At 69.4% G+C, this 25,861-nt stretch carries 18 protein-coding genes; 9 read left to right on the plus strand and 9 right to left on the minus strand.

From position 1 onward, the window contains the following. The first annotated feature begins 35 nt into the window (after window positions 1-35). The 8 genes from treS (at window position 36) to ACFWZ4_RS00645 (ending at window position 15,989) form a co-directional block, all read left to right on the plus strand. Entirely contained in the window at window positions 36-3,338 is a 3,303-nt protein-coding gene (gene treS, locus ACFWZ4_RS00610) for a maltose alpha-D-glucosyltransferase (protein WP_439702838.1), read from the plus strand. Beyond that, a complete protein-coding gene (gene glgB / locus ACFWZ4_RS00615) occupies window positions 3,335-5,512 on the plus strand; it encodes a 1,4-alpha-glucan branching protein GlgB (protein ID WP_439702840.1) in 2,178 nt (725 codons plus the stop codon). The genes treS and glgB overlap by 4 nt, the downstream gene beginning before the upstream one ends. Before the next feature lie 100 nt (window positions 5,513-5,612). Further along, a complete protein-coding gene (glgX, locus tag ACFWZ4_RS00620; protein WP_439702842.1) occupies window positions 5,613-7,724 on the plus strand; it encodes a glycogen debranching protein GlgX in 2,112 nt (703 codons plus the stop codon). After that, window positions 7,721-9,490, plus strand: a complete 1,770-nt coding sequence (gene treZ, locus ACFWZ4_RS00625) for a malto-oligosyltrehalose trehalohydrolase (protein ID WP_439702843.1) — start codon at window positions 7,721-7,723, stop codon at window positions 9,488-9,490. The genes glgX and treZ overlap by 4 nt, the downstream gene beginning before the upstream one ends. Before the next feature lie 142 nt (window positions 9,491-9,632). Next, a complete protein-coding gene (gene malQ / locus ACFWZ4_RS00630) occupies window positions 9,633-11,729 on the plus strand; it encodes a 4-alpha-glucanotransferase (protein ID WP_439702844.1) in 2,097 nt (698 codons plus the stop codon). 191 nt (window positions 11,730-11,920) lie between these two features. Beyond that, complete coding sequence (treY, locus tag ACFWZ4_RS00635; protein ID WP_439702845.1) at window positions 11,921-14,602, plus strand: malto-oligosyltrehalose synthase; 2,682 nt, start codon at window positions 11,921-11,923, stop codon at window positions 14,600-14,602. Window positions 14,603-14,697: 95 nt separating this feature from the next. Further along, entirely contained in the window at window positions 14,698-15,324 is a 627-nt protein-coding gene (locus tag ACFWZ4_RS00640; RefSeq protein WP_439703751.1) for a sigma-70 family RNA polymerase sigma factor, read from the plus strand. A gap of 5 nt (window positions 15,325-15,329) precedes the next feature. Next, window positions 15,330-15,989, plus strand: a complete 660-nt coding sequence (locus tag ACFWZ4_RS00645) for a ChrR family anti-sigma-E factor (RefSeq protein WP_439703752.1) — start codon at window positions 15,330-15,332, stop codon at window positions 15,987-15,989. Window positions 15,990-16,096: 107 nt separating this feature from the next. Here the strand turns inward: ACFWZ4_RS00645 and ACFWZ4_RS00650 are convergent, their stop codons facing one another. Further along, window positions 16,097-16,675: a lipocalin family protein gene (locus ACFWZ4_RS00650; protein ID WP_439702846.1), complete on the minus strand. Its 579-nt coding sequence runs from the start codon at window positions 16,673-16,675 to the stop codon at window positions 16,097-16,099. A gap of 212 nt (window positions 16,676-16,887) precedes the next feature. Between ACFWZ4_RS00650 and ACFWZ4_RS00655 the strand changes: the two genes are divergently transcribed. After that, window positions 16,888-17,385, plus strand: a complete 498-nt coding sequence (locus tag ACFWZ4_RS00655) for a TspO/MBR family protein (RefSeq protein ID WP_439702847.1) — start codon at window positions 16,888-16,890, stop codon at window positions 17,383-17,385. A 9-nt stretch (window positions 17,386-17,394) separates the two neighbouring features. Here the strand turns inward: ACFWZ4_RS00655 and ACFWZ4_RS00660 are convergent, their stop codons facing one another. From ACFWZ4_RS00660 to ACFWZ4_RS00695, 8 genes are all read right to left on the minus strand, one after another. Further along, window positions 17,395-18,810, minus strand: coding sequence for a cryptochrome/photolyase family protein (locus ACFWZ4_RS00660; RefSeq protein WP_439702848.1), 1,416 nt, complete (start codon window positions 18,808-18,810; stop codon window positions 17,395-17,397). Window positions 18,811-19,097: 287 nt separating this feature from the next. Further along, complete coding sequence (locus ACFWZ4_RS00665; RefSeq protein WP_231325746.1) at window positions 19,098-19,370, minus strand: hypothetical protein; 273 nt, start codon at window positions 19,368-19,370, stop codon at window positions 19,098-19,100. A gap of 127 nt (window positions 19,371-19,497) precedes the next feature. Beyond that, window positions 19,498-20,298, minus strand: coding sequence for a 4-hydroxy-tetrahydrodipicolinate reductase (gene dapB, locus ACFWZ4_RS00670; RefSeq protein ID WP_439702849.1), 801 nt, complete (start codon window positions 20,296-20,298; stop codon window positions 19,498-19,500). A 129-nt stretch (window positions 20,299-20,427) separates the two neighbouring features. Next, entirely contained in the window at window positions 20,428-21,267 is an 840-nt protein-coding gene (locus tag ACFWZ4_RS00675) for a class I SAM-dependent methyltransferase (RefSeq protein WP_439702850.1), read from the minus strand. A gap of 189 nt (window positions 21,268-21,456) precedes the next feature. Continuing rightward, window positions 21,457-21,912 (minus strand): DUF411 domain-containing protein, encoded by a 456-nt coding sequence (locus ACFWZ4_RS00680; protein WP_439702852.1) that lies wholly within the window; start codon window positions 21,910-21,912, stop codon window positions 21,457-21,459. Then, window positions 21,909-22,970, minus strand: coding sequence for a c-type cytochrome (locus tag ACFWZ4_RS00685; RefSeq protein WP_439702853.1), 1,062 nt, complete (start codon window positions 22,968-22,970; stop codon window positions 21,909-21,911). The genes ACFWZ4_RS00680 and ACFWZ4_RS00685 overlap by 4 nt, the downstream gene beginning before the upstream one ends. Window positions 22,971-22,979: 9 nt before the next feature. After that, window positions 22,980-24,050, minus strand: coding sequence for a copper resistance protein B (locus ACFWZ4_RS00690; protein ID WP_439702854.1), 1,071 nt, complete (start codon window positions 24,048-24,050; stop codon window positions 22,980-22,982). Then, a complete protein-coding gene (locus ACFWZ4_RS00695; RefSeq protein ID WP_439702855.1) occupies window positions 24,047-25,780 on the minus strand; it encodes a copper resistance system multicopper oxidase in 1,734 nt (577 codons plus the stop codon). Before ACFWZ4_RS00695 ends, ACFWZ4_RS00690 begins: the two co-directional genes overlap by 4 nt. Window positions 25,781-25,861: the final 81 nt, after the last annotated feature.

Consider the following 25,861-nt stretch of genomic DNA (forward strand, 5'->3'; position numbering starts at 1 on the left):
TGTCGACCTGCGGTTGCGCAGGAAGGAACCCGCGCATGAGCGCCCATCCCCGAACCCCCAAGCGCAGCTTTACCAGCGACCCGCTCTGGTACAAGGACGCGATCATCTACCAGGTGCACGTCAAGTCGTTCTTCGACTCCAACGACGACGGCGTGGGCGACTTCCAGGGCCTGATCGACAAGCTCGACTACATCGCCGAGCTGGGCGTCAACACGCTCTGGCTGCTGCCGTTCTACCCCAGCCCCCGGCGCGACGACGGCTACGACATCTCCGAATACAAGGACGTCCATCCGGACTACGGGCGGCTCGGCGACGCCAAGCGCTTCATCGCCGCCGCGCATGCGCGCGGCTTGCGCGTGATCACCGAGCTGGTCATCAACCACACCTCCGACCAGCACCCCTGGTTCCAGCGCGCCCGCCTGGCCAAGCCCGGTTCAGCCGCGCGCAACTTCTACGTGTGGTCGGACACCGACCAGGCCTATTCGGGCACGCGCATCATCTTCCTGGATACCGAGAAGTCGAACTGGACCTGGGACGCGGTCGCCGGCCAGTACTTCTGGCATCGCTTTTTCTCGCACCAGCCCGATCTCAACTTCGACAACCCGGCGGTGCTAAAGGCCGTGCTCGGCGTGATGCGCTTCTGGCTCGACCTGGGCGTCGACGGACTGCGACTGGACGCGGTGCCCTACCTGATCGAGCGCGAGGGCACCAACAACGAGAACCTTCCCGAGACGCACGACATCCTCAAGCTGATCCGCAAGGAGATCGACGAGCACTATCCCGACCGCATGCTGCTGGCCGAGGCCAACCAGTGGCCGGAAGACACCCAGGACTACTTCGGCGACGGCGACGAATGCCACATGGCGTTCCATTTCCCGCTGATGCCGCGCATGTACATGGCCATCGCGCGCGAGGACCGCTTCCCGATCACCGACATCATGCGCCAGACCCCGGCGATCCCGGACAACTGCCAGTGGGCGATCTTCCTGCGCAACCACGACGAGCTGACGCTGGAAATGGTCACCGACGCCGAGCGCGATTACCTGTGGGAGACCTACGCCGCCGACCGTCGCGCCCGCATCAACCTGGGCATCCGCCGTCGCCTGTCGCCGCTGCTCGAGCGCGACCGCCGACGCATCGAGCTGATGAATTCGCTGGTCATCACCATGCCCGGCACGCCGGTGCTGTACTACGGCGACGAGCTGGGGATGGGCGACAACATCCACCTGGGCGACCGCGACGGCGTGCGCACGCCCATGCAATGGTCGATGGACCGCAACGGCGGCTTCTCCAAGGCCGATCCGGCCAAGCTGGTGCTGCCGCCGATCATGGATCCGCTGTACGGCTACCAGGCGGTCAACGCCGAGGCGCAGGCGCGCGATCCCCATTCGCTGCTCAACTGGACCCGCCGCGTGCTGGCCGTGCGCAAGCGCTACCGGGCGTTCGGGCGCGGCGGCATCCGGTTCCTGTTCCCCGGCAACCGCAAGATCCTCGCGTATCTGCGCGAATACGAGGACGAGCAGGTGCTGTGCGTGGCCAACATGTCGCGCACGCTGCAGGCGGTGGAACTGGATCTGGGCGCGTTCGATGGCCGCGTGCCGGTGGAGATCCTCGGCGGCACCTCGTTCCCGCCGATCGGGCGCCTGCCTTACCTGCTCACGCTCCCACCGTTCGGCTTCTATGCCTTCCAGCTCTGCGCCAACGCGCAGATGCCGGCCTGGCACCAGCCGCCGGCGGAGCCGATGCCCGACTTCGAAACCCTGGTGCTGCGCGGTCCGCTGGTGGAAGGCCCGGTCATGGCGCACCACCGCGGCGCGCTGGAACGCGACGTGCTGCCCACCTACTTGGGCCGGCGACGCTGGTTCGGCGCCAAGGACCGCGGCATCGCCTCGATCAGCGTGATGTATGGCCAGCCCTGGCCGGACCGTGGCGAAGACCTGGTGATCACCGAGATCATCGCCACCCTCAACGACGGCGGCATCGAGCGCTACTGCCTGCCGCTGGGCATCATCTGGGAGGACGAGAACCCGCCCGCGCGCGCCCAGCAACTGGCGCTGGCGCGCGTGCGCCGCGGGCGGCGCGTGGGCTACCTCACCGATGGGTTCGTGCTCGATGCCTTCGTCTCGGGCCTGCTGCGCGGCCTGCGCAATCGCCAGGAGCTTCCGCTCAAGCGCGGCGGGGCGATCCAGTTCACCGCGACGGCCGCGTTCGACGCGCTGGAGTTTCCGCCCGATGCGGAGAACCGCTGGCTGTCGGCCGAGCAGTCCAACAGTTCCGTGATCGTGCACGAACGCGGCATGCTCAAGCTCTACCGGCACATCGCGCACGGCATCAACCCCGAACTGGAGATGGGCCGGCACCTGACCCGCGTCGGTTACGCCAACACGCCGCCGCTGCTGGGTGAAGTACTGCACGTCGGGGCCGACGGCATCCCCTCGGCGCTGGCGGTGCTGCAGGGCTTCGTGCGCAACCAGGGCGACGCCTGGCGTTGGACGCTGGATTACCTGCAGCGCACCTGGGACGAGTTCAGCCACGCCGAGGACGATGCCGCGCGCGCGGAGATCCTGGCGGACTACGACAGCTTTGCCGCAGCGGTGGGCACGCGCCTGGGCGAGCTGCACGCCGTACTCGCGCAGCCGAGCGAGGATGACGCCTTCCGGCCCGAGACCGCCGACGCCACCCACCTGGACGGCTGGGCCGCCGACGCCCGCGCGCAACTCCAGCGCGCGCTCGATGCCCTGGAAGGCCTCGACCCGGAGGACGGTGCCCTGCGCGCGCAGCGCGATCGCCTGTTCGCGCGCCGCGCGGCGCTGTGCCAGCGCATCGATACGCTGGCGCGGCTTGGCGCGGGTGCGCTGCGCACGCGCGTGCATGGCGACTTCCACCTGGGCCAGGTGCTGGTGGTGCAGGGCGACGCCTGGCTGATCGACTTCGAAGGCGAACCGGCGCGACCGCTGGAGGACCGCCGTATAAAGACCACGCCGCTGCGTGACGTGGCAGGCTTCCTGCGCTCGCTGGACTATGTCGCCGCGGTGGCGCAGCGCGGCGAGGAAGGCGTGGCGCCGATCGAGGACCCGTTGTTCGCGCCTTTCCTGGAACGCTTCCGTCTGCGCGCCTCGGAGGTGTTCCTGGGCGCCTATGTCGCGGTGCTCGAACAGGCGCCGGTGCGTTGGATCAGCGCCGGGGCACTGGCGCCGATGCTCGAACTGTTCCTGCTCGACAAGGCCGCCTACGAGATCGCCTATGAAGCCGCCAACCGGCCGGGCTGGTTCGGCGTGCCCTTGCAGGGGCTGCTGCGGCTGACCGACGAGGCCGCCATCGGCGAGGCGATCCCGTGAACGGCCCAGGCCGACTCGATCCCGGCGTGGTGGATGCGCTGTTGCATGCGCGCCACGCCGATCCGTTCGCCGTACTCGGACCCCACCAGGTCGACGGACAGCGCCTGGTGCGCACGCTGCAACCGGGAGCGCTCGACGTCGAGGCGATCGACGGACAGGGCCGGCTGCTCGCTTCGCTGGAACCGGTTGCCGATGGACTTTTCGCCGGTGCGGTGCCGGGCCAGGGCGCCTATCGCCTGCGCGTGCACTGGCCTACGGCGGTGCAGGAGCTGGACGATCCCTACGCCTTCGGCGCGTTGCTGGCCGAGCACGACCTGGATCTGCTCGCCCAGGGCCAGCATCCGGAGCTCTGGCGCCAGCTCGGCGCGCATCCGATCGAACGCGATGGCGTGGCGGGCGTCCGCTTCGCCGTATGGGCGCCCAATGCACGGCGGGTCAGCGTGGTCGGCGACTTCAACCACTGGGACGGCCGCCGCCACCCGATGCGCCTGCGTTTGCCGCACGGTGTGTGGGAACTGTTCGTACCGGGTCTTCGCGCCGGCGCACGCTACAAGTACGAGATCCTCGGCGCGGATTTTTCGGTGCAGCAGAAAGCCGATCCGGTGGCGCTGGCCACCGAGACGCCGCCGGCCACCGCGTCGGTGGTTGCCGCCGATGCGCCGTTCCGCTGGACCGACCACGCCTGGATGGCCGATCGCGCCGCACGCCAGCGGCTGGACGCGCCCTTGTCGATCTACGAACTGCACGCCGGTTCCTGGTGGCGCGACGACCGGGGCCAATCGCCCGGCTGGGATGCGCTGGCCGAGCGCCTGATTCCCTACCTCATCGGCATGGGCTTCACCCATCTCGAACTGCTTCCGATCGCCGAGCACCCGTTCGGCGGGTCCTGGGGCTACCAGCCGCTGGGCCAGTACGCGCCGACCGCACGCTTCGGCCCACCCGAGGCCTTCGCCCGTTTCGTCGATCGCTGCCATGAAGCGGGACTTGGCGTCATCGTCGACTGGGTACCTGCGCACTTCCCGACCGATACGCACGGCCTGGCGCACTTCGACGGCACCGAACTGTACGAACACGCCGACCCGCGCGAGGGCTTCCACCAGGACTGGAACACGCTGATCTACAACCTGGGCCGCAACGAGGTCTCCGGCTTCCTGATCGGCAGCGCGCTGGCGTGGCTCGAACGCTTCCACATCGATGGCCTGCGCGTGGATGCGGTCGCTTCCATGCTCTACCGCGACTACAGCCGCAAGCACGACGAATGGGTGCCCAACATCCACGGCGGGCGCGAGAACCTCGAGTCGATCGCCTTCCTCAAGCGCTTCAACACGGTCGTGCACCAGCACCATCCCGGCGTGCTCACCATCGCCGAGGAATCGACCGCCTGGCCCGGCGTCACGCGCGCGCCCACCGAAGGCGGCCTGGGCTTCGACTACAAGTGGAACATGGGCTGGATGCACGACACGCTCGAATACATGTCGCGCGATCCCATCCACCGGCGCTGGCACCACCACGAGATGACTTTCTCGATGGTCTACGCCTATTCGGAGCACTACGTGCTGCCGCTGTCCCACGACGAGGTGGTACATGGCAAGCGGTCGCTGCTGGGCCGCATGCCTGGCGACGACTGGCAACGCTTCGCCAACCTGCGTGCCTACTACGGTTTCATGTGGGCGCATCCGGGCAAGAAGCTGCTGTTCGCCGGCGGCGAGGTGGCACAGCCGACCGAGTGGAACCACGATGCGCAACTGCCGTGGGAACTGCTGGACGATCCGCGCCACCGTGGCGTACAGCACCTGTTGCGCGACTTGAACCACCTGCTCGCGCGCGAGCCGGCGCTGCATGCGTGGGACAGCGACCCACGCGGCTTTCGCTGGGCGATCGGCGACGACGCCGGCAACAGCGTGTTCGCCTGGCTGCGCTTTGGCCAGGACGCGCGTCCCGCGCTGGTGGTGAGCAACCTCACGCCGACACCGCTGCACGATTACCGCATCGGCGTGCCACGCGAAGGGCGCTGGGAGCTGGCGATCAACACCGATGACGCAGCCTACGGCGGCTCCGGCATGGGGCAGGGCGAGGCGCACGCCGAGCCGGTGTCGATCCACGGGCAGTCGCATTCGCTCGCACTGACGCTGCCGCCCCTGGCCACGGTGATCTATCTGGCCGGCCAGCCGTGAGCGGTCCCCCAGTGCAACGCACCCAAGGCGTGCCCGCCTGACCACATCGCAACCACGCGAGCGCGCGCAGGATGCGTCCTGGACTTCCGGAGCTCCGTTGATGCCCACCCTCCCCGAACGCATGCAACCGGGTTCGCCGTACCCGTTGGGTGCGCACTGCGATGGCATCGGCACCAACTTCGCGGTGTTCTCCGCCCACGCCGAGCGCATCGAACTGTGCCTGTTCGATCCCTCCGGCCGGCGCGAGATCGCCCGCTACGTACTGCCCGAGTGCACGGACGAGATCTGGCACGGTTACCTGCCGCGCCTGCGCGGCGGACAGCTCTACGGATACCGTGCCTACGGTCCGTACGAGCCGGAGCAGGGCCACCGCTTCAACCCGAACAAGCTGCTGCTCGATCCCTATGCGCGCCAGCTTGCCGGGCAGTTGCGCTGGTCGGACGTGTTGCACGGCTACCGCGTGACCTCCCCGCGCGCGGACCTGTCCTTCGATCGCCGCGACAGCGCCGCGGCGATGCCCAAGGCGGTGGTGGTCGACGAGCCGATGCACTGGGAGGGCCGCACGCAGCGCCCGCGCACGCCCTGGCCGAAGACCATCGTCTACGAGGCACACGTCAAGGGCCTGACCCGCACGCTCAAGCGCATCCGCCCGCACGAGCGCGGCACCTTCCTGGCGCTGGCCGATCCTTACGTGATCGACCACCTGGTGCATCTGGGCGTCACCGCGATCGAGCTGCTGCCGATCCACGCCTTCGTGCAGGACCGCCGGCTGACCGAAATGAAGCTGCGCAATTACTGGGGCTACAACACGCTGGCCTTCTTCGCGCCGGAGCCCTCGTACATGGCGGAGGGCGCGCTCAACGAGTTGCGCGCCGCGGTGCAGGCGCTGCACGCGGCCGGCATCGAGGTGATCCTCGACGTGGTCTACAACCACACCGGCGAAGGCAGCGAACTCGGACCCACGCTGTCCTTCCGCGGCCTGGACAACGCCAGCTACTACCGCCTTGTCGCGGACAACCCGCGCCACTGCATCAACGACACCGGTACCGGCAACACCGTCAACACCGCGCACCCGCGCGTGCTGCAGCTGGTGATGGACTCGCTGCGCTACTGGGTGCAGACCTTCCACATCGACGGCTTCCGCTTCGACCTTGGCGTCACGCTAGGCCGCGAGGCGAGCGGTTTCGATCCGAACGGTGGCCTGTTCGACGCCATGCGCCAGGACCCGGTGCTCAACGGCGTCAAACTGATTTCCGAGCCGTGGGACGTCGGCCCCGGCGGCTACCAGCTGGGCAACCATCCGCCCGGCTTCGGCGAATGGAACGGCCAGTTCCGCGACGACGTGCGGCGCTTCTGGAAAGGCGACGCTGGCCTGCGCGGCGCGCTCGCCGGGCGGCTGCAGGGCTCGGCCGACCTGTTCGACCACCAGCACCGGCGGCCCTGGGCCTCGCTCAACTTCGTCACCGCGCACGACGGCTACACCCTGCAGGACCTGGTCAGCTACGAGCAGAAGCACAACGAGGCCAACGGCGAGGACAACCGCGACGGCGCCAACGACAACGAGAGCAACAACCACGGCGCCGAGGGCCCCACCGAGGACGCCGCCATCCTCGACGCGCGCGGCCGTGCCAAACGCGCCATGCTGGCGACGCTGCTGTTCTCGCACGGCACGCCCATGCTGCTGGGTGGCGACGAGTTCGGCCGCAGCCAGGGCGGCAACAACAACGCCTACTGCCAGGACAACGAGATCTCCTGGCTCGACTGGAAGCTGGCGCAATCCGACGGCGGCCGTGCGTTCATCGATTTCGTCGCGCGGCTGATCCGCCTGCGCGAGCAGCACCCGACCCTGCGCGCGGACTGCTTCATGCACGGCGGCGCCGACCTGCTGCCGGGCCTGCCGCCGGTGTCCTGGTACAACGAACGCGCCAGCGCGATGAAGCAGAGCGACTGGAACGATGCCCAGGGCCGCCTGCTGATGCTCCGCCGCGCGCTGCCCAAGGGGCGGCGCCACCTCGACGTGACCCTGTTGTTGATCAACGGCACCGGCGAGCCCCACGCCTTCGCGCTTCCCGAGCCGAAGCTGCCATGGCGCCTGCGCGTCGACACCGGCAACCCCGAAGCGGCCGAGCGCACCGTCGACGATGCCACGCTCGAGCTCAAGGGCCTGAGCGTCATGCTGCTTTCCGCCGCGCCGCGGCAGGACGGTGCATGAGCGGGCGCTTCCGCCACGCCATGCCCTACGGCGCCGAGCTGCATGGCGACGGACGCACGCGCTTCCGGTTGTGGGCGCCCGATGTCGCGCAGGTGCAGCTGGAACTCGAATCGGCGGCCACGCACCCGATGCGCGCACTGGATGATGGCTGGCACGAGTGCATCCGCGAGGCGCCCGCCGGCACGCGCTATCGCTTCCACGTCGGCAGGGACCTGCGCGTCCCCGACCCGGCCTCGCGGTTGCAGGAGGCGGGCGATGTGCACGGCGCCAGCGTCGTGGTCGACCCTGCGGCATTCGCCTGGCAACACGACGACTGGTGCGGGCGACCGTGGCACGAGGCCGTGGTCTACGAACTGCACGTGGGTGCGTGCGGCGGCTTTCGCGGCGTGCAGGCCATGCTGCCACGCCTGCACGCTTTGGGCTTCACCGCGGTCGAGCTGATGCCGATCGCGCAGTTCCCCGGCGACCGCAACTGGGGCTACGACGGCGTACTGCCGTTCGCGCCGGCCGCGGCCTACGGAACGCCCGACGAGCTCAAGGCGCTGGTCGATGCGGCGCACGGGTTGGGCCTCACGATGATCCTGGACGTGGTCTACAACCACTTCGGCCCGGACGGGAATTACCTGGGCGCCTACGCCTCGCCGTTCTTCCGCAAGGACGGGCCGCCGACGCCCTGGGGCGCGGCGATCGACGTGGCGCAGCCGCCGGTGGGCGACTTCTTCGTGCACAACGCGTTGTACTGGCTCCACGAGTACCGCTTCGACGGCCTGCGCCTGGACGCGGTGCATGCGCTGCACAACCCGGCATGGCTGCTCTCGCTCGCCGCCCGCGTGCGTGCGGCGATGGACGGGCGACAGGTGCACCTGGTCCTGGAGAACGAAGCCAACCTGGCGCACCTGCTGGGTCCGTATCGTTTCGACGCGCAATGGAACGATGACTTCCACAATGCGCTGCATGTCCTGCTCACGGGCGAGCACGCCGGCTACTACGGCGCCTACGCCAACGATCCGCTCGACAAGCTCGTGCGCTGCCTGGCCGAGGGCTTCGCCTGGCAGGGTGAACCGATGCGCGGCAAGCCGCGCGGCGAGTCGAGCGCACACCTGAGCCCGCTGTGCTTCGTCGACTTCCTGCAGAACCACGACCAGATCGGCAATCGTGCCCTGGGCGAACGCCTTACCGCACTGACTGGCGCGGACAGGCTCGAGGCGGCGTATGCGTTGCTGCTGCTGACGCCGTCGGTGCCGATGTTGTTCATGGGCGAGGAGTGGGGCAGTCGCCGGCCGTTCCTGTTTTTCACCGACCACCAGAGCGAACAACTGCGCACCGCCGTGCGCGAGGGCAGGCGCAAGGAATTCGCCGAGTTCGAAAGCCATGGCAAGGGCGATGTGCCCGACCCGAATGCGCCGGCCACCTTCGAAACATCCACGCTGGATCCGACCGAAGCCGCCAGCGCGGACGGCGTCGCACGGCTGACCCTGGTCCGCCTGCTCCTGGCGCAGCGCCGGGAGCACTTGGCGCCGCGGCTGGAGCAGGCACGGCCGTTGGGCGCGCGTGCCATCGGCGAGCGCGCGTTGCAGGCGCACTGGCAACTGGGCGATGCGCGGCTGCACGTCTATTGCAACCTGGGCGAACGCGCGGCCCACGTCGACGCCAAGCCGACACCCGCTGCGCGATGGTTGTACGGCGAGGCGTCGGCGATCGCCGCCTTGGCCGAAGGCCGCCTCGATCCCGCCCGCACCCTGGTTTGCCTGGAACCTTCGGCATGAGCTTGAGCGTCATCCCCAGCGCCCCGGCAGGAGCGCATCCTGTGCGCGACCTGCGTGGCAGCGCGACCGCTTGGCATGAACCTGCCTGTACCGGCCGCCCTTGCATGACCGCGCACGCCTGCGGCTTCCGGCGAGCGCGGTCGTGAGCGACCTCGACACCCGTCTCGCCGAACTCGCCGGGCAGGCCGGCGTGGACGTGCAGTGGCGCGATGCGAACGACCGTCCGCAACAGGTCGCCCCGCCCACGCTGCGCGCGGTGCTCGACGCGCTCGGCCTGCCATGCGCCAACGAAGCCGACATCGACGCCAGCCTCGAACGGTTGCGCCGCGAGCGCGGGGGCACGCAGCTGCCGCGGTTGCTGGTAGCCGACGCCGGCAGTTCGTTCCCGCTGCCGCCGGCGGACGCATCGCGCCGTTACCGCATCGAAGACGAGCAGGGCCTCCCGGTCGACGAAGGCACCGTGGGGCCGGACGAACGGGTGCTGCAGGCACCGGCTTCCTGGGGCTACTACCGCCTGCTGCTCGGCGATGACGAATGCACGCTCGCCGCCGCCCCGCCGCGCGCGTTCGGCGTGGGCGACATCGCCGGCGCCCATCGCCGCCCCTGGGGCGTGGCGGTGCAGCTGTCCAGCCTGCGCCGGCCGGGCGACGGCGGCATCGGCGACTTCACCGCGCTGGAGCAATGCGCCCGCGCCGCGGCCTCGCGCGGCGCCGATGCGCTGGCGATCAGCCCGGTGCATGCGCTGTTCGCCGCGGCACCGGAGCGCTACAGCCCGTACGCGCCATCCAGCCGGCTGTTCCTCAACCCCCTCTACGTCGACCCGGGCCGCGTGGGCGGTGCGTCGGCGTTGCGCACCGTGACCGACGCGCACAACCTTCGCCAGGAACTGGCCGAGCTGGAATGGCTGGAACTGATCGACTGGCCGCGCGCGGCGCGCGCGCGCATGACGCTGCTGCGCACGCTGTTCGAATGGTCCACCGCCGATTCCAAGCTCACCCAGGCCCTGTGCGCCTTCCGTCGCGAACAGGGCGAGGCGCTCGAACGCCATGCGCGCTTCGAGGCGTTGCAGGTTCACTTCCGCGCGCACGATACGCCGGGCGGGTGGCAGGCCTGGCCTGTCGGGTACCACGACCCGGCCAGCCCCGCGGTCGCCACCTTCGCGCGCGAGCACAGCCGCGAGGTGGCGTTCCACGCCTTCCTCCAATGGCTTGCCATGCGAGGCCTGGAAGATGCGCAGCACGCGGCGCGCGCCTCGGGCATGGCGATCGGGCTGATCTCGGACCTGGCGGTGGGCACCGACTCCGGCGGCAGCCAGGCCTGGAGCCACAAGGGCGAACTGCTGCACGGCCTGTCGGTGGGTGCGCCGCCGGACCTGCTCAACCGCAACGGGCAGGACTGGGGGCTGACCACGTTCTCGCCGGCGGGATTGAAGCGCGGCGGCTACGCCGGCTACCTCGCCATGCTGCGCGCCGCGCTGGCGCATGCCGGAGGCGTTCGCATCGACCACGTGCTTGGCCTCAAGCGACTGTGGCTGGTGCCGCATGGTCACGGCGCCACCGATGGCGCCTATGTGCGTTATCCCCTCCAGGACATGTTGCGGCTGCTGGCGATCGAATCGCATCGCAACCGCGCAGTGGTGATCGGCGAGGACCTGGGCACGGTGCCGGCCGACTTCCGCCAGCGCATCGGCGAGACCGGCGTGCTCGGCATCCGCGTGCTGTGGTTCGAGCGCGCGGCCGACCGCGGCTTCATCGCACCGAAGCACTGGTCGCCCGACGCGATGGCGACCACCTCGACCCACGACGTGCCGACGGTGGCCGGCTGGTGGAGCGGGCGCGACATCGAATGGCGTGCTCGCGCTGGCCTGGCGGAGCCGGGCGTCGATGAGATCGCCGAGCGTGCGCTCGACCGCAACCGGCTGTGGCGCGCGCTGTGCGCCTCGGGCGCGGCGCAGGGCGCCGGCGGCCCGCCGGACGAGGATCGACCGCCCTCGCCGGAGGACGTGGCGCCGGTGGCCATCGCCGCGGCCGGCCACGTGGCGCGCGCGCCGGCGCCGCTGGTGGTGATCCCGGCCGAGGACCTGCTGGCGTTGCCGGAGCAACCCAACCTGCCCGGGCCCACCGACGCGATGCATCCGAACTGGCGTCGGCGGTTGCCCGAATCGGCAGCGCTGATGTTCGACGGTGCGGTGGCGCAGGCGTGTTGCGCCGCTGTCGCCGCGGCGCGCGACGCGTCGTGAGAAAGGCGGGGGCCAGTTCCGGCGTGGCTCGCACCGAGGCGCCTTCGGAACTCCATGCGGACTCCGACTCTCAACCGGAAACCCTTCGACGGGCCCAGGGCGGCGCTCTGCCGGCCGGGGAGAAAACCTCATCGCGCCGGACCAGCGCCGTTCGCCCCGAGCGCAGCGAAGCGAAGTCGAGACTCCTCGCGGTGAGCGACGCCGCGCCCGTCTCGCCGCGTGCGCTCGCGCGCCTGCAACTCCATGCCGGCTTCACGCTGGACGATGCCGCTGCGCAGGTCGACTACTACGCCCGCCTGGGCGTGAGCCATCTCTACGCCTCGCCGCTGTTCACCGCGCGCCCCGGCTCGACGCACGGCTATGACGTCATCGACTACCACCACGTCAATCCCGAACTGGGCGGCGAGCCGGCGCTGCATCGGCTGGTGCGCAAACTGCGCTCGCACGGGATGGGCCTGGTGCTGGACATCGTGCCGAACCACATGTTCGCCGGCCCAGGCAACGCCTGGTGGATGGATGTGTTGCGCCACGGCCGCGCCAGCCCGCATGCGGGCTACTTCGACATCGACTGGCGCAGCCCCGATCCGCTGGTGCGCGGGCATGTGCTGCTGCCCATTCTGGGCAAGCCCTACGCGCAGGCGCTGCGCGACGGCGACGTGCGCCTGGACCGCGAAGGCCGGGACTACGCATTGCGCGTGCACGACAACCCCTTGCCGCTCTCGCCATCCACGCTCGACGCATTGCGCGGGGCAGGGGAGTTCTCCACCGTGCTGGGCGCGCACGACGGCAGGCAGGAGGCCGGCTTCCACCGGCTGCACGCCCTGCTGGAGGAACAGCACTACCGCCTGGCGCTTTGGAAGATCGCCAACGACATGGTCGACTACCGGCGCTTTTTCGACATCAACGAACTGGTCGGCCTGCGCATGGACCGCACGCGGGTGTTCGAGGACAGCCATGCGCTGGTTTTCCGGCTCTACGCCGAGGGACTGATCGACGGCCTGCGCGTGGACCACATCGATGGCCTGGCCGACCCGCACCGCTATTGCCGCCAGCTTCGCCATCGCCTGCGTCGCCTGCAGCGCCAGCGCCCCGCCGGTGCGCCACGCGGCCCGGCCTACCTCGTGGTGGAAAAAATCCTGGCCAAGGGCGAGCGGCTGCGCCCGGACTGGCGCATGGACGGCACCACCGGCTACGAGTTCATGGACCAGGTCGGGGCGCTGCTGCACGACGGCGCCGGCGAAGCGATGCTGACCGAACTGTGGCAGGCGATCAGCGGCGAGCGCGCCGACTTCGCCACGGTGGCGCGCACCGCGCGGCGGCAGATCCTGGTCGACAGTTTCGAGGCGGAACTGGACCGCACCGCGCGCGCCCTGTTCGATGCCGCCCGCGCCGACGTCTCCACCCGTGACGTCAGCCTGCCGGCGATCCGCCGCGTGCTGGTCGAACTGCTGGTGCATTTCCCCGTGTATCGCACCTACGCCGGCGGCCTGGGCCGCGATGCCGTGGACGAGAGCGTGTTCCAGCAGGCCTACGCACACGCGCGCCACCAGGTGCGCATCGAGGATCGCGAACTGCTCGCCGAAGTGGCCGCGTGGCTGGGCGGCCAGGCGCCGCGCGGCCTGCCGCCGGGTCGGGTGCGGCACGCGCGCGAACGGGCGATGCGGATCTTCCAGCAGGCCACCTCGCCGATGGCCGCCAAGGCGGTGGAGGACACCGCCTGCTATCGCTACGGCCGCCTGCTTTCGCGCAACGAGGTCGGCGCCGATCCGGGTCACCTGGCGCTGGACATCCCCACCTTCCACGCGCTGTGCGCCGAGCGCGCCCGCGACTATCCGCACAACCTCCTCGCCACCGCCACCCACGACCACAAGCGCGGCGAGGATGCCCGCGCACGCCTGGCAGTGCTCTCGCAGGCCGCTGTGGCGCCGCAGTGGGCAGGCACGGTCGAACGCTGGCGCGACCGCCATGCCGGCCTGCGCGTGGCGATCGATGGCGGCACGGCCCCGTCCGCGGCCGACGAGTACATGCTCTACCAGAGCCTCGTCGGCGCCTGGCCGCCGACACTCGCACCGGATGATCGGCAAGGGCTGGCCGCCTTCCGCGAGCGCATCGCCCAGTGGCAGCGCAAGGCGCTGCGCGAAGCCAAGCGCCGATCCCGCTGGAGCCTTCCCAACGAGCCTTACGAAGATGCCTGCGAGGCTTTCCTCGACGCGCTGCTGGCGCCTGCCAACGGATTCGCCTCGGAGCTGCACGCCTTCGTGCAGCGCATCGAGGCCGCGGGCGCCGCCAACAGCCTGGTGCAGGCCACGCTGCGGCTGACCACGCCGGGCGTGCCGGACACCTACCAGGGCACCGAGTTCTGGGATTTCAGCCTGGTCGATCCGGACAACCGCCATCCGGTCGACTTCGACGCACGCCGCGCGGCACTGGCCAGCGACGCTCCGTGGGAAGCACTGCTCGACCGATGGCGCGATGGTGCGCTCAAGCAACGCGTGCTTCATGAACTGCTTCAGTTGCGGAGCCGCCATCCGTCCTTGTTCGCGCAGGGCTGCTACCGCCAGTTGGCGGTGGAGAACCCCGATGGGGCCGCCGCGGACCGGTTGCTGGCGTTCCAGCGCAAGCTCGACGGCCATGCCATCGTGGTGCTGGCGTTGCGGCACACGGCCGGTGTGCTGCTGGACGCGCGCGAACCGCGCTGGGACGCCGCGGCAACGTCCGCGCTGATGCCGCAGGAAGTGCGCTTGAGCGGCGTGGCTCCGGGCAGTTACCGCAATCTGCTCGGCGGGCGCGAGGGAACGGTTGCCCACGCGCTGTCGCCCGCGCACTGGCTGTCGCCGCTGCCGATTGCCGTGCTGGAGCCGCTGGCATCCTGAGTCCGCGCTGGTGCTCAGCGGCGGTCGCGCCCCTGCCTGCATCCATTTGGTCCAAGGCTGCGTAAAGGTTGCCGACCACCCCGGCGACCATGGCTATGATGGACCTGGATTACCCCACCAAGTCGGTGGCGCGTTTCGAGGCTGCGAGACTCTTGCAAAGACCCCCATCCGCCGCACGACACGACTGGGCCGTGCTGGTGGAGGCGGTGGCGCGCCGGCGCGACCGCGACAGCTTCCTGCACATCTACGACTACTTCGCGCCGCGACTGCGCCGCTACCTGCTGGGCCTGGGCGGCGACGACGGCGTGGCCGAGGAGCTTTCCCAGGAGGCGTTGCTGCGCCTGTGGCAGCGGGCCGCGCAGTACGACGCCGCGCGCAGCAGCCTGAGCACCTGGTTGTTCCGCATCGCCCGCAACCTGTTCATCGACCGCACCCGCAAGGAGCCGGTGTGGAGCCAGACACAGGAATATCTCGAAGACATGGGCGTGCTCGATGGCGCCGGTGGCGAAAACGAGCCGCCCGGCACCGAGGCGCTCACCGAGGAAGCCAACATCCGCCGCGCCATCGGGCAACTGCCCGCAGTGCAGGCGAGATTGATCCGCATGTCCTACTTCGAAGCCAAGAGCCATCAGGTCATCGCCGACGAACTCGGCATGCCGTTGGGGACCGTCAAGTCCCATTTGCGCCGGGCCTTCCTCAAGCTGCAGAACGAGCTCCGATGAGACCGATGAATCCACGCCATCACCTGGGTGAAGCGACGCTGCTCAGCTACGCCGCGGGTGCACTGCCTACCGCGCTGGGCGTGGTTGCCGCCGCGCACCTGAGCATCTGCGCCGCATGCCGGCAGCAGTTGCGCCTGGCCGAACGCATCGGCGGCGGGCTGATCGAGATGCAGCGTGACCGGCCTTCGCCGGAACAGGCGCGGCGGGCCATGCTCGCCAGGCTCGACGACACGCCACCGCCCGCGGGCGCGTCGTTGTTGCCGCCGGCCAGCCTGGCGGACGATCCCGATGCGCTGCCCGCGCCACTCCATCCCTACTTCGGCCGGTCGCTGAGCGGGCTGCGCTGGCGCTGGCTGGCGCCTGGCGTCCATCTGATCCGCGCCAGCGTCGACGAGGGCAACCTGTTCATGCTGCGCATCGGTCCGGGCAAGAGCATGCCGGTGCACGGCCACAACGGCAGCGAACTGACCCAGATTCTCCAGGGCGCCTACAACGACCAGCTGGGACACTTCGCTCCGGGCGACATGGCGGACCTGGATGACGAGATCCGGCACCAGCCGGTCACCGCGCCTGGCGGGGCGTGCATCTGCGTGGCCGCCCTGGACGGCACGCTGCGCTTCGAGGGCTGGGTCGCGCGGACGCTGCAGCCGCTGTTCGGACTCTAGGCGGCGGGCGTTCCGCAGGCAGTCACGCGCTCGCGCATCGCCGGCTTTGCCATGCGTGACCCGGTGGAGGCCCGCGCTGATGCGCGGCTAGCCGAGCGCTCGCCGAGCTATCGGCACTCAGCGATCGCACCGTCGATGGCCTGCGCCATGCCGGCGTCCGGCCATCGCTGCGGTACCTTGACCACCTGCGCGGGGTCGTAGCCCAGTGCCGCCACCCGCGTGAGCATCGCCTGGTAGTCGGCGGCAGCCACCTGCGGCGTGCGCGCCATGTACCAGAGGTAATCGCGCTTGTCGCGGGCGACGATGACCTGTCCGTAATCCGGCGCGAGCCAGGCGACCAGGTACTGGGTCTTGAAGAACCAGGCGAAGTGGACGTGCCAGCGTGCCTGGCTGCGATCGGCGTCCACCGTGGCGACCGAACCGATGGTGTCGATCGTCCCGTCGAAGCCGCCCTGGCGGTGGACGTAGCGGGTGCATATCTCCCCATCGGGCGTGAGCCGGTACAGCTCGACGGCGTTGTAGCTGTTCCGTTCGGGGCGGGTGGGGATGGTGGCGATCACGTACCAGCGGCCCATGTAGCGCGGCATGTCGACGTGGGCGACCGGCATGATGGGCGGCTGGTCGGCCCGGGTGCATCCGGGCAGGCCGATGGCCGCCAGCAGGCAATACAGCATGGGTGACTTCATCGCGGATCCACTGCTGGAAGACGACATCGAAAGCCGGCCTGGCCGGGCGGACCGTCGTTGTACGCAGGCGTCGCTGCAAACGGATGCAGGATCGCCGCTGATCCGTTCGGCGGTGCCTGCCGTACAACCGGGACGCCCACCCGCGCGCCGGCATTGCATCTGCAAGACATGCGCCGCGGTATGCCTTGTCACTACCCCACAGGAGTTCTCCCATGCCATCGACGAGACCTTCCCACCCCTGGCTCGGCCTGGCCGGCTGGTGGCTGCTGAGCTTTGCCGCGGCTGCCGTCGGAGCGCTGGCCTCGATCCAGGCCGCGGCGTTCTACGGGCGGCTGGTGCAACCGTCGTGGGCCCCGCCATCGTCGGTGTTCGGGCCGGTGTGGACTGTGCTGTACGCCCTGATGGGCCTGGCCGCATGGTGCGTCTGGCGCCAGCTCGGCCGTCCGGGACGACAACAGGCACTGGTCCTGTTCGTAGTCCAACTGGTTCTCAACGCCGCATGGAGCTGGTTGTTCTTCGCCTGGCACCTGGGTGGATGGGCTTTCGCCGACATCGTGGCGCTGTGGTTGTTGCTGGCGGCCACGGTCGTCGCGTTCTGGCGGGTGCACGCGATCGCCGGTGCGTTGCTGCTGCCTTACCTGGCCTGGGTCAGCTTTGCCGCCGCGCTCAACTGGACCGTGTGGCAGCTTAATCCACTGGCCCTGGGATGAGCCGTCCGCTCAGCCCTTGAGGCGCTGGTAGGCGTCGAGCGCGCGCTGGCGCGACTGGCCCAGGTCCACCATCGGCGCGGGATACCCGCTGCGTCGAAGCAGCGCCGGATCCTTCCAGGGTTCGTGCATCAGCGCCGGCGGCGCGTCGGCCAGTTCCGGTAGCCAGCGGGACAGGTAGGCGCCTTGCGGATCGAAGCGCTGCGCCTGCGTGACGGGATTGAACACACGGAAGTAGGGCGCCGCGTCCGCACCGCAGCCGGCCACCCATTGCCAACCCATCGTGTTGTTGGCCAGGTCGGCGTCCACCAGCGTGTCCCAGAACCAGCGCGCCCCGTGGTGCCAGTGCTGGCGAAGATTCTTGGTCAGGAAGCTGGCGACGATCATGCGCACGCGATTGTGCATCCAGCCGGTGTGCCACAGCTCCCGCATCCCTGCGTCCACCAGCGGTATGCCGGTGCGGCCGCGTCGCCAGCGCTCCAGCGCCGGCTCGTCCTGGGGCTCCCACAACCGGTCGTCGAAACGCGGGTTGAAGTTGCGGCTGGGCGTGTCGGGAAAGTGGAACAACAGGTGGTGCGCGAACTCGCGCCAGCCGAGCTCGCGCAGGAAGGGTTCGAGGTCCGCCCGGCGTCGTACGTCGACGCGCGCGTTGCGCCGTTCCAGCAGGTAGTGGATCTGCCGCGGCGAGATCTCGCCGAAGTGCAGGTGGGGCGACAGCCGCGAGGTGCCGTGCCGCGCAGGCAGGTCGCGCGCCTGGGCATAGTGTCCCAGAGCATCGTCCGCGAAGACCTCGAGCCATTCGTGCGCGCCGGCCTCGCCGGGTCGCCATGTGGCCGCCAGGCCGCGGTACCAGGCTATGGACGGCAACAGATCCAGCGCGGCCAGCGGCTGCGCGCCCGGCAGCGCGACCCATTCGCGGAAAGCTGGCACGGGCAAGGGCTCCTGCACGGCCAGTTGCGTGCGCAGGTTGCGCCAGTAGGGAGTGAATACGCGGTACGGATCGCCGGCCTGGGTAGCGATGGACCAGGGCTCGCACCAGAGCGCGGCGTTGTGGGTATGCACCTCGATGCCGCGTTCCCGCAATGCGGTCTTCAGGCGGGTGTCGTGGGCGATGGCGTCCGGTTCGTAACGACGATTCCAGTGCACCGTCCCCGCGCCGCTGCGGGCGATCAGGTCGAGCAGGGTTTCCAGTGTCGGCGCCTGGGCCAGGTGCAGACCGGACTGGCGTTCGCGCAGGTCCCGATCCAGGGCGTCCAGCGAATGGTGCAACCACCAACGACTGGCGGCCCCGGGAGCGAAATCGCCCTCCTCGTCGGGCGCATGGATGTAGACGGGCAGCACGCGTGCGTGCGATGCGCAGGCCGCGCTCAGGGCCGGATTGTCGGCAAGGCGCAGGTCGCGCCGGAAGAGCACCAGCGCGGTCGTCATGGCAGGCAGGGAAAGGGGCGGCAAGCGCCGCCCAGTGTGGACAAAGGCATGGTGCAGCCTAGCGTCGGGCGGGGTTCCGCTCAATGGCCGAGTGCATGACCCATGTGCTTCCGGTCTGCGTGACGCTTTTTACCTGCCGAACCCGCTCACCTTGATGGAAGAGGGGTTGCACGTGACGGGTGGCGCGCAACGCATCGGTGCCGGGTCAACGCCGGATCGGGCAAGCGAAAGGGCGCGTCCGTGGAACGCGCCCTTTGGAGAGATACGGCAGATCTGCCGCTCGCCTGTCAGATCAGCCAGCAGGTGGCCGGCTGCGTGGGCGAGATCCAGGGGAACTGGTCATCCTCGTCCGGTTCCGGCGTGGGCACCGGCATGCGCGGGGTACGGCGATCTTCGGTCGGCCATTCGATGTCGCTGTGGCGACGATCGAGCGGCGCGTCCTGGTCGGTCGGCCAGCGGGGTGTCTGCTCGGGGCCGACCGCCGGACCATTGATGGTCCAGTCGTGGTCGCGGCTGAAGCCGGGATGGCGGCGGAGGGTCGAGGGGCTGCAGGCGTTCATGTTCATCGCTCGAAACACGTTCCAAAACAACTGGATGTAGTTTCTTGTCGCCCCTGTCTACGGGATGCGAAAGTAAGGCTATCCGGGCTTTAACGAGTCGGTCGGACGGCGTGCAGGCAGGCTCCGTTCAAAGCTCGAGCACATGGTCCAGCCCCCGGTGCAGCCCGACCAGCGCCGGCACCTTGCGTACCGCCAGCAACGCGCCGTCCACGTAGGGAAGGGCGCTGTTGCCTGCGTCGTGCCGCAGGGTCAGCTTCTGGTCGGGCATGCCGAAGATGACTTCTGCGCTGATCACGAATCCCGGCAGCCGGATCGAATGCACCTGTGATCCGGCCAGCGTCGCGCCCCGCGCCTCGCGCACGCCGGCGGTCTGTTCGAGCGGCACCGTCGGCTGCGGCGCCTGCACGCGACCGAGCCGGCTGGCCAGCTCGCGCGCGGTGCCGCTGGGAGCATCGCGTTTGCCGTCGTGCGCGTAGTCGATGATTTCCCATTGCGGAATGTAGCGGGCCGCCATCTCGGCGAATTTCTGCAACAGCACCACCGTCAGCGCGAAGTTGCCGCAGGCGAGCACGCCCAGGCCCTGCGATCGGGCAAGCGCGTCGATCTGCGCGTAGTCCTCGTCGCTCAGGCCAGAGGAGCCGACGACGACATGCGCGCCATGTTCGAGCGCGGCAAGGACATTGGCCTTGGCGGCCGCCACGCCGGTGTACTCGACGAACACGTCGCAGGGATGCGCGAGCGCCTCGGCGGCGCTGGCGAAGACTGGACAGGCGAACGGTCCATCGCCTAGCGCAACGCCAAGATCCTGCCCGGCATGCCGGCGCGATACCGCTGCCACCAGGGCCATGTCGTGCGCCTGCGCCATCGCCCGGGCCAGTTCCGACCCGGCCCAGCCCGTCGCGCCGGCAAGGCAGACTTTAAGGTTCATCGTCGATCCTCCATTCCTCTCGGCAGCACGGGGTGCCGTGCCCGGGCAAACATATTGGCGGGGTCACCGGGGCTTGCTCCAGAGGGTGCAGTCACGCTCACTTCAATCCCCGCGGTCGCCAGTTTTTCGTCAGGCCTCGCCGACCGCCAGGGTGAAGCTCTGCAGGAAATGGAAGTCCGGTCGGCGCAGCGCGAAGTCCGGGTGTCGCGGATCGCACAACCGCACCAGCGCCGTGTAGTCGTCCGCGTCCAGGTACGGCTGCAGCCGCTCGCCCCAGGTGCCGCTGAAGATCGTCTCCAGCAGGTAGTCCGCGCTCGCCGGGTCCAACGGTGCCACGCGCTCGATCATGAAGGTACGCGCCGTAACGTTGCGCAGCCCCGCATGGCGCAGGCGGCCGACCAGGGCGCGAACGTCGGCCAGTTCGCGTTCGCTCACCTGATACCGGTCGCGGTAGTACTGGCGCACCGCTTCGTTGACCAGCCGCTCCAGCCGAGCATCCCAGGCGAAATACATGTCCGGCAGCAGCGAGCTCTGGCCCAGCGCGACACGCCCGCCGGGGCGGAGCAGGGTGGCCAGGGTCTGCAGCGCGTCGACCGGGTCGCGCAGGTGGTTGAGGGTGTTGACCGACCAGACCAGGTCCACGCTGGCGTGCGCCAGCGGCAATTGCGCGAGGTTCGCTTGAACGACCGACGCGCCCGGTGGCGCGATCGCCCGCGCCGCCCTTGCGTGGGCCAGTGCCAGGTCGATGCCCACGACGATGCCGTCGGGTCCTGCTTCGGAAGACAACCAGGCCATTGCCTCTCCGCTACCGCAACCGGCATCCAGTACCCGCATGCCTGGCCGCAGTGCGAGGCTCGCCACGGCCTGGCGAAGCTCCGGCGCCGCGAACGCGTTGAACCGACGCAGCTTGCCCACGTAGTCGCGGGCCGCGGTGTCGCCGAGCAGTCCAGTCGTGGTGGATCGGTTCATGCGGGCTCACGTCGGATGCGGAGCCACATCATCCAACGGAACGCCGTTGCGCGCTGCCATCGCCCCGGACCGGCTGCGGACCGATGCCACCGAGCGGCGCCGACGGCCCCGGGGCATGGCGTGATGCTGCCGGATGATCAGGCGAGGCGGCAGGTCCGTGAGACGCGGAGGCCGGCATGGCCACCGGGTTCAGGCGTCCGGACCGTGCATGGCGAACACCCGCGTGCGGCCATCGGTTTCGATCAGCAGCACCGGATAGCGCTGGGCCGTTCCCATCTCCATGCCGGGCGAGCCCATCGGCATGCCTGGTGCAGCCAGGCCGCGGGCATGCGGATGCTCGGCGAGCAGCTTGCGGATGTCCTCCGCCGGGACGTGGCCTTCGATGACGTAGCCGCCGATCCGCGCCGTGTGGCACGAGGCCGCGTCGGCCGGTACGCCCAGGCGCTGTTTGAGCGAGGCCATGGCGGCTTCCTCATGGTCGACCACGGTGTACCCGTGGTCGCGCAGGTACGCGATCCACGCCTTGCAGCAACCGCAGGAAGGATCGCGGTAGACCTCGGCGACGGGCGCGGCGGCCGCGGCGAGCGGCAGTGCCAGGGCCAGGGCGAAAAACAGGCGGCGCAGCAAGATGGTGCGGGTGTTCATGGTCGGGTCTCCGGGGTGGTCTGCCACTGCACGGCGGTGATCTTCCAGGCCGAGCCGAGCTTTTTCAGGGTGAGCCGTTCCTTGCCGTGCAAGGTCCGAGGTTTGCCTGCGTCGGTGGCGACGATGCGCATCGCGCTGCCGACCATGGCCGTCCCGCCCATGGACACCGAACCCATCCAGAGCGGCGTGACCTCGGCCTTTTTCATGAAGGCCAGGTCTTCGTCCAGTTGGTGCGTCGCGTAGGCGTCGCGCGACCGGGTCTGGCCCGCTTCGGTAATGGTCGCCTCCGGCGCCAGGATCCCCAGCACCACCGCACGGTCGCCGTGCTCCAGCGCGCCGTGGAAGGCCTGCGCAGTGGCTTCCGCATCCGGCGCCGCGCGTGGAATGAGTCCGTCGAGCGAGACCGTTGCGTCCGCGTGCGCGAACGAGGTGCTTGCCGGATCGTCGGCCATGCTGCCGGCCTCGCCCTGGTGATGCACGTGCCCGGCTTCGTCGCCGTGCTGATGGCCGCCGTCCTCCTCGCCCATGTCCATGTCCTCATCCGGCGGAGCCTTGGCGACCATGGCCTCGTATTCCTGCGCCGTCATGTCGGGCAGCTTCTGCAGGAAGGCGACCATGCTCCAGATGGTCGGGTCGTCGTGCGTCGTGCCCCAGGCCGGCATCGCGCTCATCTTGACGCCGTGCTTGATGGTCCAGAACGCCGCCTGTGGCTCGACCCGCACCCGCGACAGGTTGGGCGGTTGCGGATAGAGGCCGGGGCGGATCTCCGAGTCTTCCATGCCGGGCTTGAGGTGGCAGTCCGTGCACATCGCGGCGTACTGGCCGGCACCCTTGAGGATCCGTTGCGGGTCCTCGAGATCGGGCACGGCGATGTCCTTCGACCGCGCGGCGATCGAGCGCTCCCGCAGCGCCTGCATGAGCGCGAACACGGGGCGCGTGTGATGGTCGTCCGCGCCGATGTTGTAGAGCCCGGAGTAGACGAAAACCGCGCCGCCGGCGACCAGGATGGCGAGCAGGACCGCGGCGCCGATGCCGTACTGCGTGATGTTTCGTTTCATGGCGATTCCTCAGAACCAGATGCGGACGCCGGCCACCCACTGCCGGTCGAGCCGGTCTTGCCCGCGCTGGCGGGCCAGGTCTGCCGTGCCGCCGAAGCGGCGGGTCCAGACGACGCCCACGTAGGGCGCGAACTGCCGGTGGAATTCATAGCGTAGGCGCAAACCCAGCGACATGTCGGTCAGGCCGCGGCCAAGCCCGCGCGCCGGGTCGGCCTTGCCGTAGACGTTGGCCTCCAATTCCGGCTGCAGGACCAGCCGCTGGGTGAACATCAGTTCGTACTCGGCTCGGAAGCGTGCCGCGGTTCGACCGGCCGGACCCACATAGCCGGTCGCCTCCAGTTCGAACCAGTACGGCGCCAGGCCCTGCAGGCCGAAGGCGGCCCATGAGCGGTCCGGTCCTTCGCCGGCATCGGTGCGCAGACCGAGCTGTGTGTTCCAGAAGGCCGCCACCGCGTGGCTCCACAGCACCTCCCCACTGGCGTCCTCCAGCCGGCCACTGCGCCGCTCGCCCTCGGTACGCAACCACAGCTTGTCGTAATCGTTGCCGTACCATCCCTCGATGTCCCACTGCTGGCCGTTGCCGTCGCGGCCGTGGAACGCTTCCAGCTGATCGACCAGCAGCATGCCGTAGCGGGCGTTGCCTTCCATCGCCATGCCCATGCCGTGGATGGGGCCGTAGGCGATGCCGTCGGAGTAGTCCGGGCTGCGGCCGTCGGGCGGCGGGCTGCCGCCATGCATGGAACCGTGGTCCAACGACTGTCTCGAGCCATGACCCATGCCTTTCATCGAGCCGTGATCCATGCCCTCCATCGAGCCGTGATCCATGCCTTCCATCGAGCTGTCATCCATGTTCCCGGATGGCTTCGTTGCGCCCGCCCGCGACGGAGGCGCCACGGTCGGGCTGGCCGGCGAGTTGGTGGTAGTCGCCGGCGCGGGCGAAGCGAGGCCCGGGTTCGCGCCTGCCGTGCTGCCGGCGGCGGCCGGGGCTTCCTGGGCTAACGCCGTGACCGGCGCCAGCGGCAGCAGGGCGCCGACGAGCGCCAGCGCGAGTGCGCGCAAGGAAAGGATGCGGCGACTCATGACACCACCACCTCGCGGAACATGCCCGCTTCCATGTGGTACATCAGGTGGCAGTGGTAGGCCCAGCGGCCGGGGGCGTCGGCGCTGACGCGATAGGAAACCCGCTGCGCCGGCTGGACGTTGATGGTGTGTTTGCGGGCCAGGAATCGCCCGTCCGGATCCTCCAGTTCACTGAACATGCCGTGCAGGTGGATCGGGTGATTCATCATGGTGTCGTTGACCAGCACGATGCGCAGGCGCTCGCCGAAGTTGAAGTGCATCGGCTTGGCCTGCGAGAACTCCAGGCCGTCGAACGACCACATGAAGCGTTCCATGTTGCCGGTCAGGTGCAGCTCGATTTCGCGCTCTGGTTCGCGCGGGTCGATCGGACCATCCAGCGAACGCAGGTCGGCGTAGGTCAGCACCCGGCGGCCGTTGTCGCGCAGGCCGACGCCTGGATCGTCCAGGTTGGTGCGCGGCGCGTCCACGCGCATGTCGACGCCGGCACCGTATTCGGTGCGCGCGTGATGGACCTCAGGTGACTGGGACATGGCCATGCCAGGCGCATGCGTCGTGCCATGATGGTCGTGCGCGGCTTCCATCGGCATGCCACCCATCATGTCCCGCATGGTCAGCCACATGCGCGGGTCCATGGCGGGCACCTCGGCTTCCATTCCGAGGCGCGGCGCCAGCGTGCCGCGGGCGTAGCCGGTGCGGTCGATCGACTGGGCGAACACGGTGTAGGCGCGCTCGTCCTGCGGCTCGACGATCACGTCGTAGGTCTCTGCCACCGAAATCCGGAACTCGTCCACCGGCACAGGGTGGATGTCCTGCCCGTCAGCGGAGATCACCGTCATCTTCAGACCCGGGATGCGGACGTCGAAGATCGTCGAGGACGAGCCGTTGATGAAGCGCAGGCGAATCTTCTCGCCGGGCCTGAAGAGTCCCGTCCAGTTGGCGGCCGGCACCGCGCCGTTCATCAGGTAGGTATAGGTGTAGCCGCCGACATCGGACAGGTCGGTCGGGTTCATGCGCATCCGGTTCCACATCCGGCGCATGGCCAGCGCCTGGCCCACTCCGTGTTCCCGCGCGTCGCGGAAGAAGTCCGGCACGGTGGGCTGGCGGAAGTTGTAGTAGTCGCTGCGCTTCTTGAGCCGGGCGAAGATGCGTTCGGGATCCTCGTCGGTCCAGTCGTTGAGCATGACCACGTAGTCGCGGTCGGTGGGGTAGCGCTCCGGCCCGGCCGGTTCTATCACCAGCGGCCCGAACAATCCGGTCTGTTCCTGGAAGCCCGAGTGCGAGTGGTACCAGTAGGTGCCCGACTGACGCACCTCGAAGCGGTAGACGAAGGTCTCTCCCGGCGCGATGCCGTCGAAGGCCAGGCCGGGCACGCCGTCCATCTGGAAGGGCAGCAGGATGCCGTGCCAGTGGATCGAGGTGGGACTACGCAGACGGTTGGTCACGCGCAGGGTGACGGTGGTGCCTTCCTTCCAGTGCAGGGTCGGGCCGGGCACGCTGCCATTGACGGTGGTGGCCGGACGCACCACGCCGGTGTAGTTGACCGGCGTTTCGGCAACCTCCAGGTGGAAATCGGTGCCACGGAGCACGCTGGGCTGGCCGGGGCTGGTCAGGGCCCGGGCGCTGGACGGGCGCAGCAGACCCAGGCCGGCGACCGCACCGCCCACGGCCACGCCCTGGACAAAACGCCGACGCGACAAGTCGGCCGCGGGGGAGGGGGGAAACCACTTCATGGAAACTCTCCAGAGGCGCCGGCAACGCCGGCGCGACACATCACGGTGCCGACCGCAACAGGCGTTGCGGCCGCGCAAGTC

Origin of the sequence: Frateuria sp. GZRe12, assembly GCF_051900535.1 — a bacterium.
Taxonomy (GTDB): domain Bacteria; phylum Pseudomonadota; class Gammaproteobacteria; order Xanthomonadales; family Rhodanobacteraceae; genus Frateuria_A.

Bases quoted from the DNA above. Each gene is read 5' to 3' on its own strand.
- treS (WP_439702838.1), top strand. From the start codon at position 36: ATGAGCGCCCATCCCCGAACCCCCAAGCGCAGCTTTACCAGCGACCCG.
- glgX (WP_439702842.1), top strand. From the start codon at position 5,613: ATGCCCACCCTCCCCGAACGCATGCAACCGGGTTCGCCGTACCCGTTG.
- treZ (WP_439702843.1), top strand. From the start codon at position 7,721: ATGAGCGGGCGCTTCCGCCACGCCATGCCCTACGGCGCCGAGCTGCAT.
- ACFWZ4_RS00640 (WP_439703751.1), top strand. From the start codon at position 14,698: ATGATGGACCTGGATTACCCCACCAAGTCGGTGGCGCGTTTCGAGGCT.
- ACFWZ4_RS00645 (WP_439703752.1), top strand. From the start codon at position 15,330: ATGAATCCACGCCATCACCTGGGTGAAGCGACGCTGCTCAGCTACGCC.
- ACFWZ4_RS00650 (WP_439702846.1), bottom strand. From the start codon at position 16,675: ATGAAGTCACCCATGCTGTATTGCCTGCTGGCGGCCATCGGCCTGCCC.
- ACFWZ4_RS00655 (WP_439702847.1), top strand. From the start codon at position 16,888: ATGCCATCGACGAGACCTTCCCACCCCTGGCTCGGCCTGGCCGGCTGG.
- ACFWZ4_RS00660 (WP_439702848.1), bottom strand. From the start codon at position 18,810: ATGACGACCGCGCTGGTGCTCTTCCGGCGCGACCTGCGCCTTGCCGAC.
- ACFWZ4_RS00665 (WP_231325746.1), bottom strand. From the start codon at position 19,370: ATGAACGCCTGCAGCCCCTCGACCCTCCGCCGCCATCCCGGCTTCAGC.
- dapB (WP_439702849.1), bottom strand. From the start codon at position 20,298: ATGAACCTTAAAGTCTGCCTTGCCGGCGCGACGGGCTGGGCCGGGTCG.
- ACFWZ4_RS00675 (WP_439702850.1), bottom strand. From the start codon at position 21,267: ATGAACCGATCCACCACGACTGGACTGCTCGGCGACACCGCGGCCCGC.
- ACFWZ4_RS00680 (WP_439702852.1), bottom strand. From the start codon at position 21,912: ATGAACACCCGCACCATCTTGCTGCGCCGCCTGTTTTTCGCCCTGGCC.
- ACFWZ4_RS00685 (WP_439702853.1), bottom strand. From the start codon at position 22,970: ATGAAACGAAACATCACGCAGTACGGCATCGGCGCCGCGGTCCTGCTC.
- ACFWZ4_RS00690 (WP_439702854.1), bottom strand. From the start codon at position 24,050: ATGAGTCGCCGCATCCTTTCCTTGCGCGCACTCGCGCTGGCGCTCGTC.
- ACFWZ4_RS00695 (WP_439702855.1), bottom strand. From the start codon at position 25,780: ATGAAGTGGTTTCCCCCCTCCCCCGCGGCCGACTTGTCGCGTCGGCGT.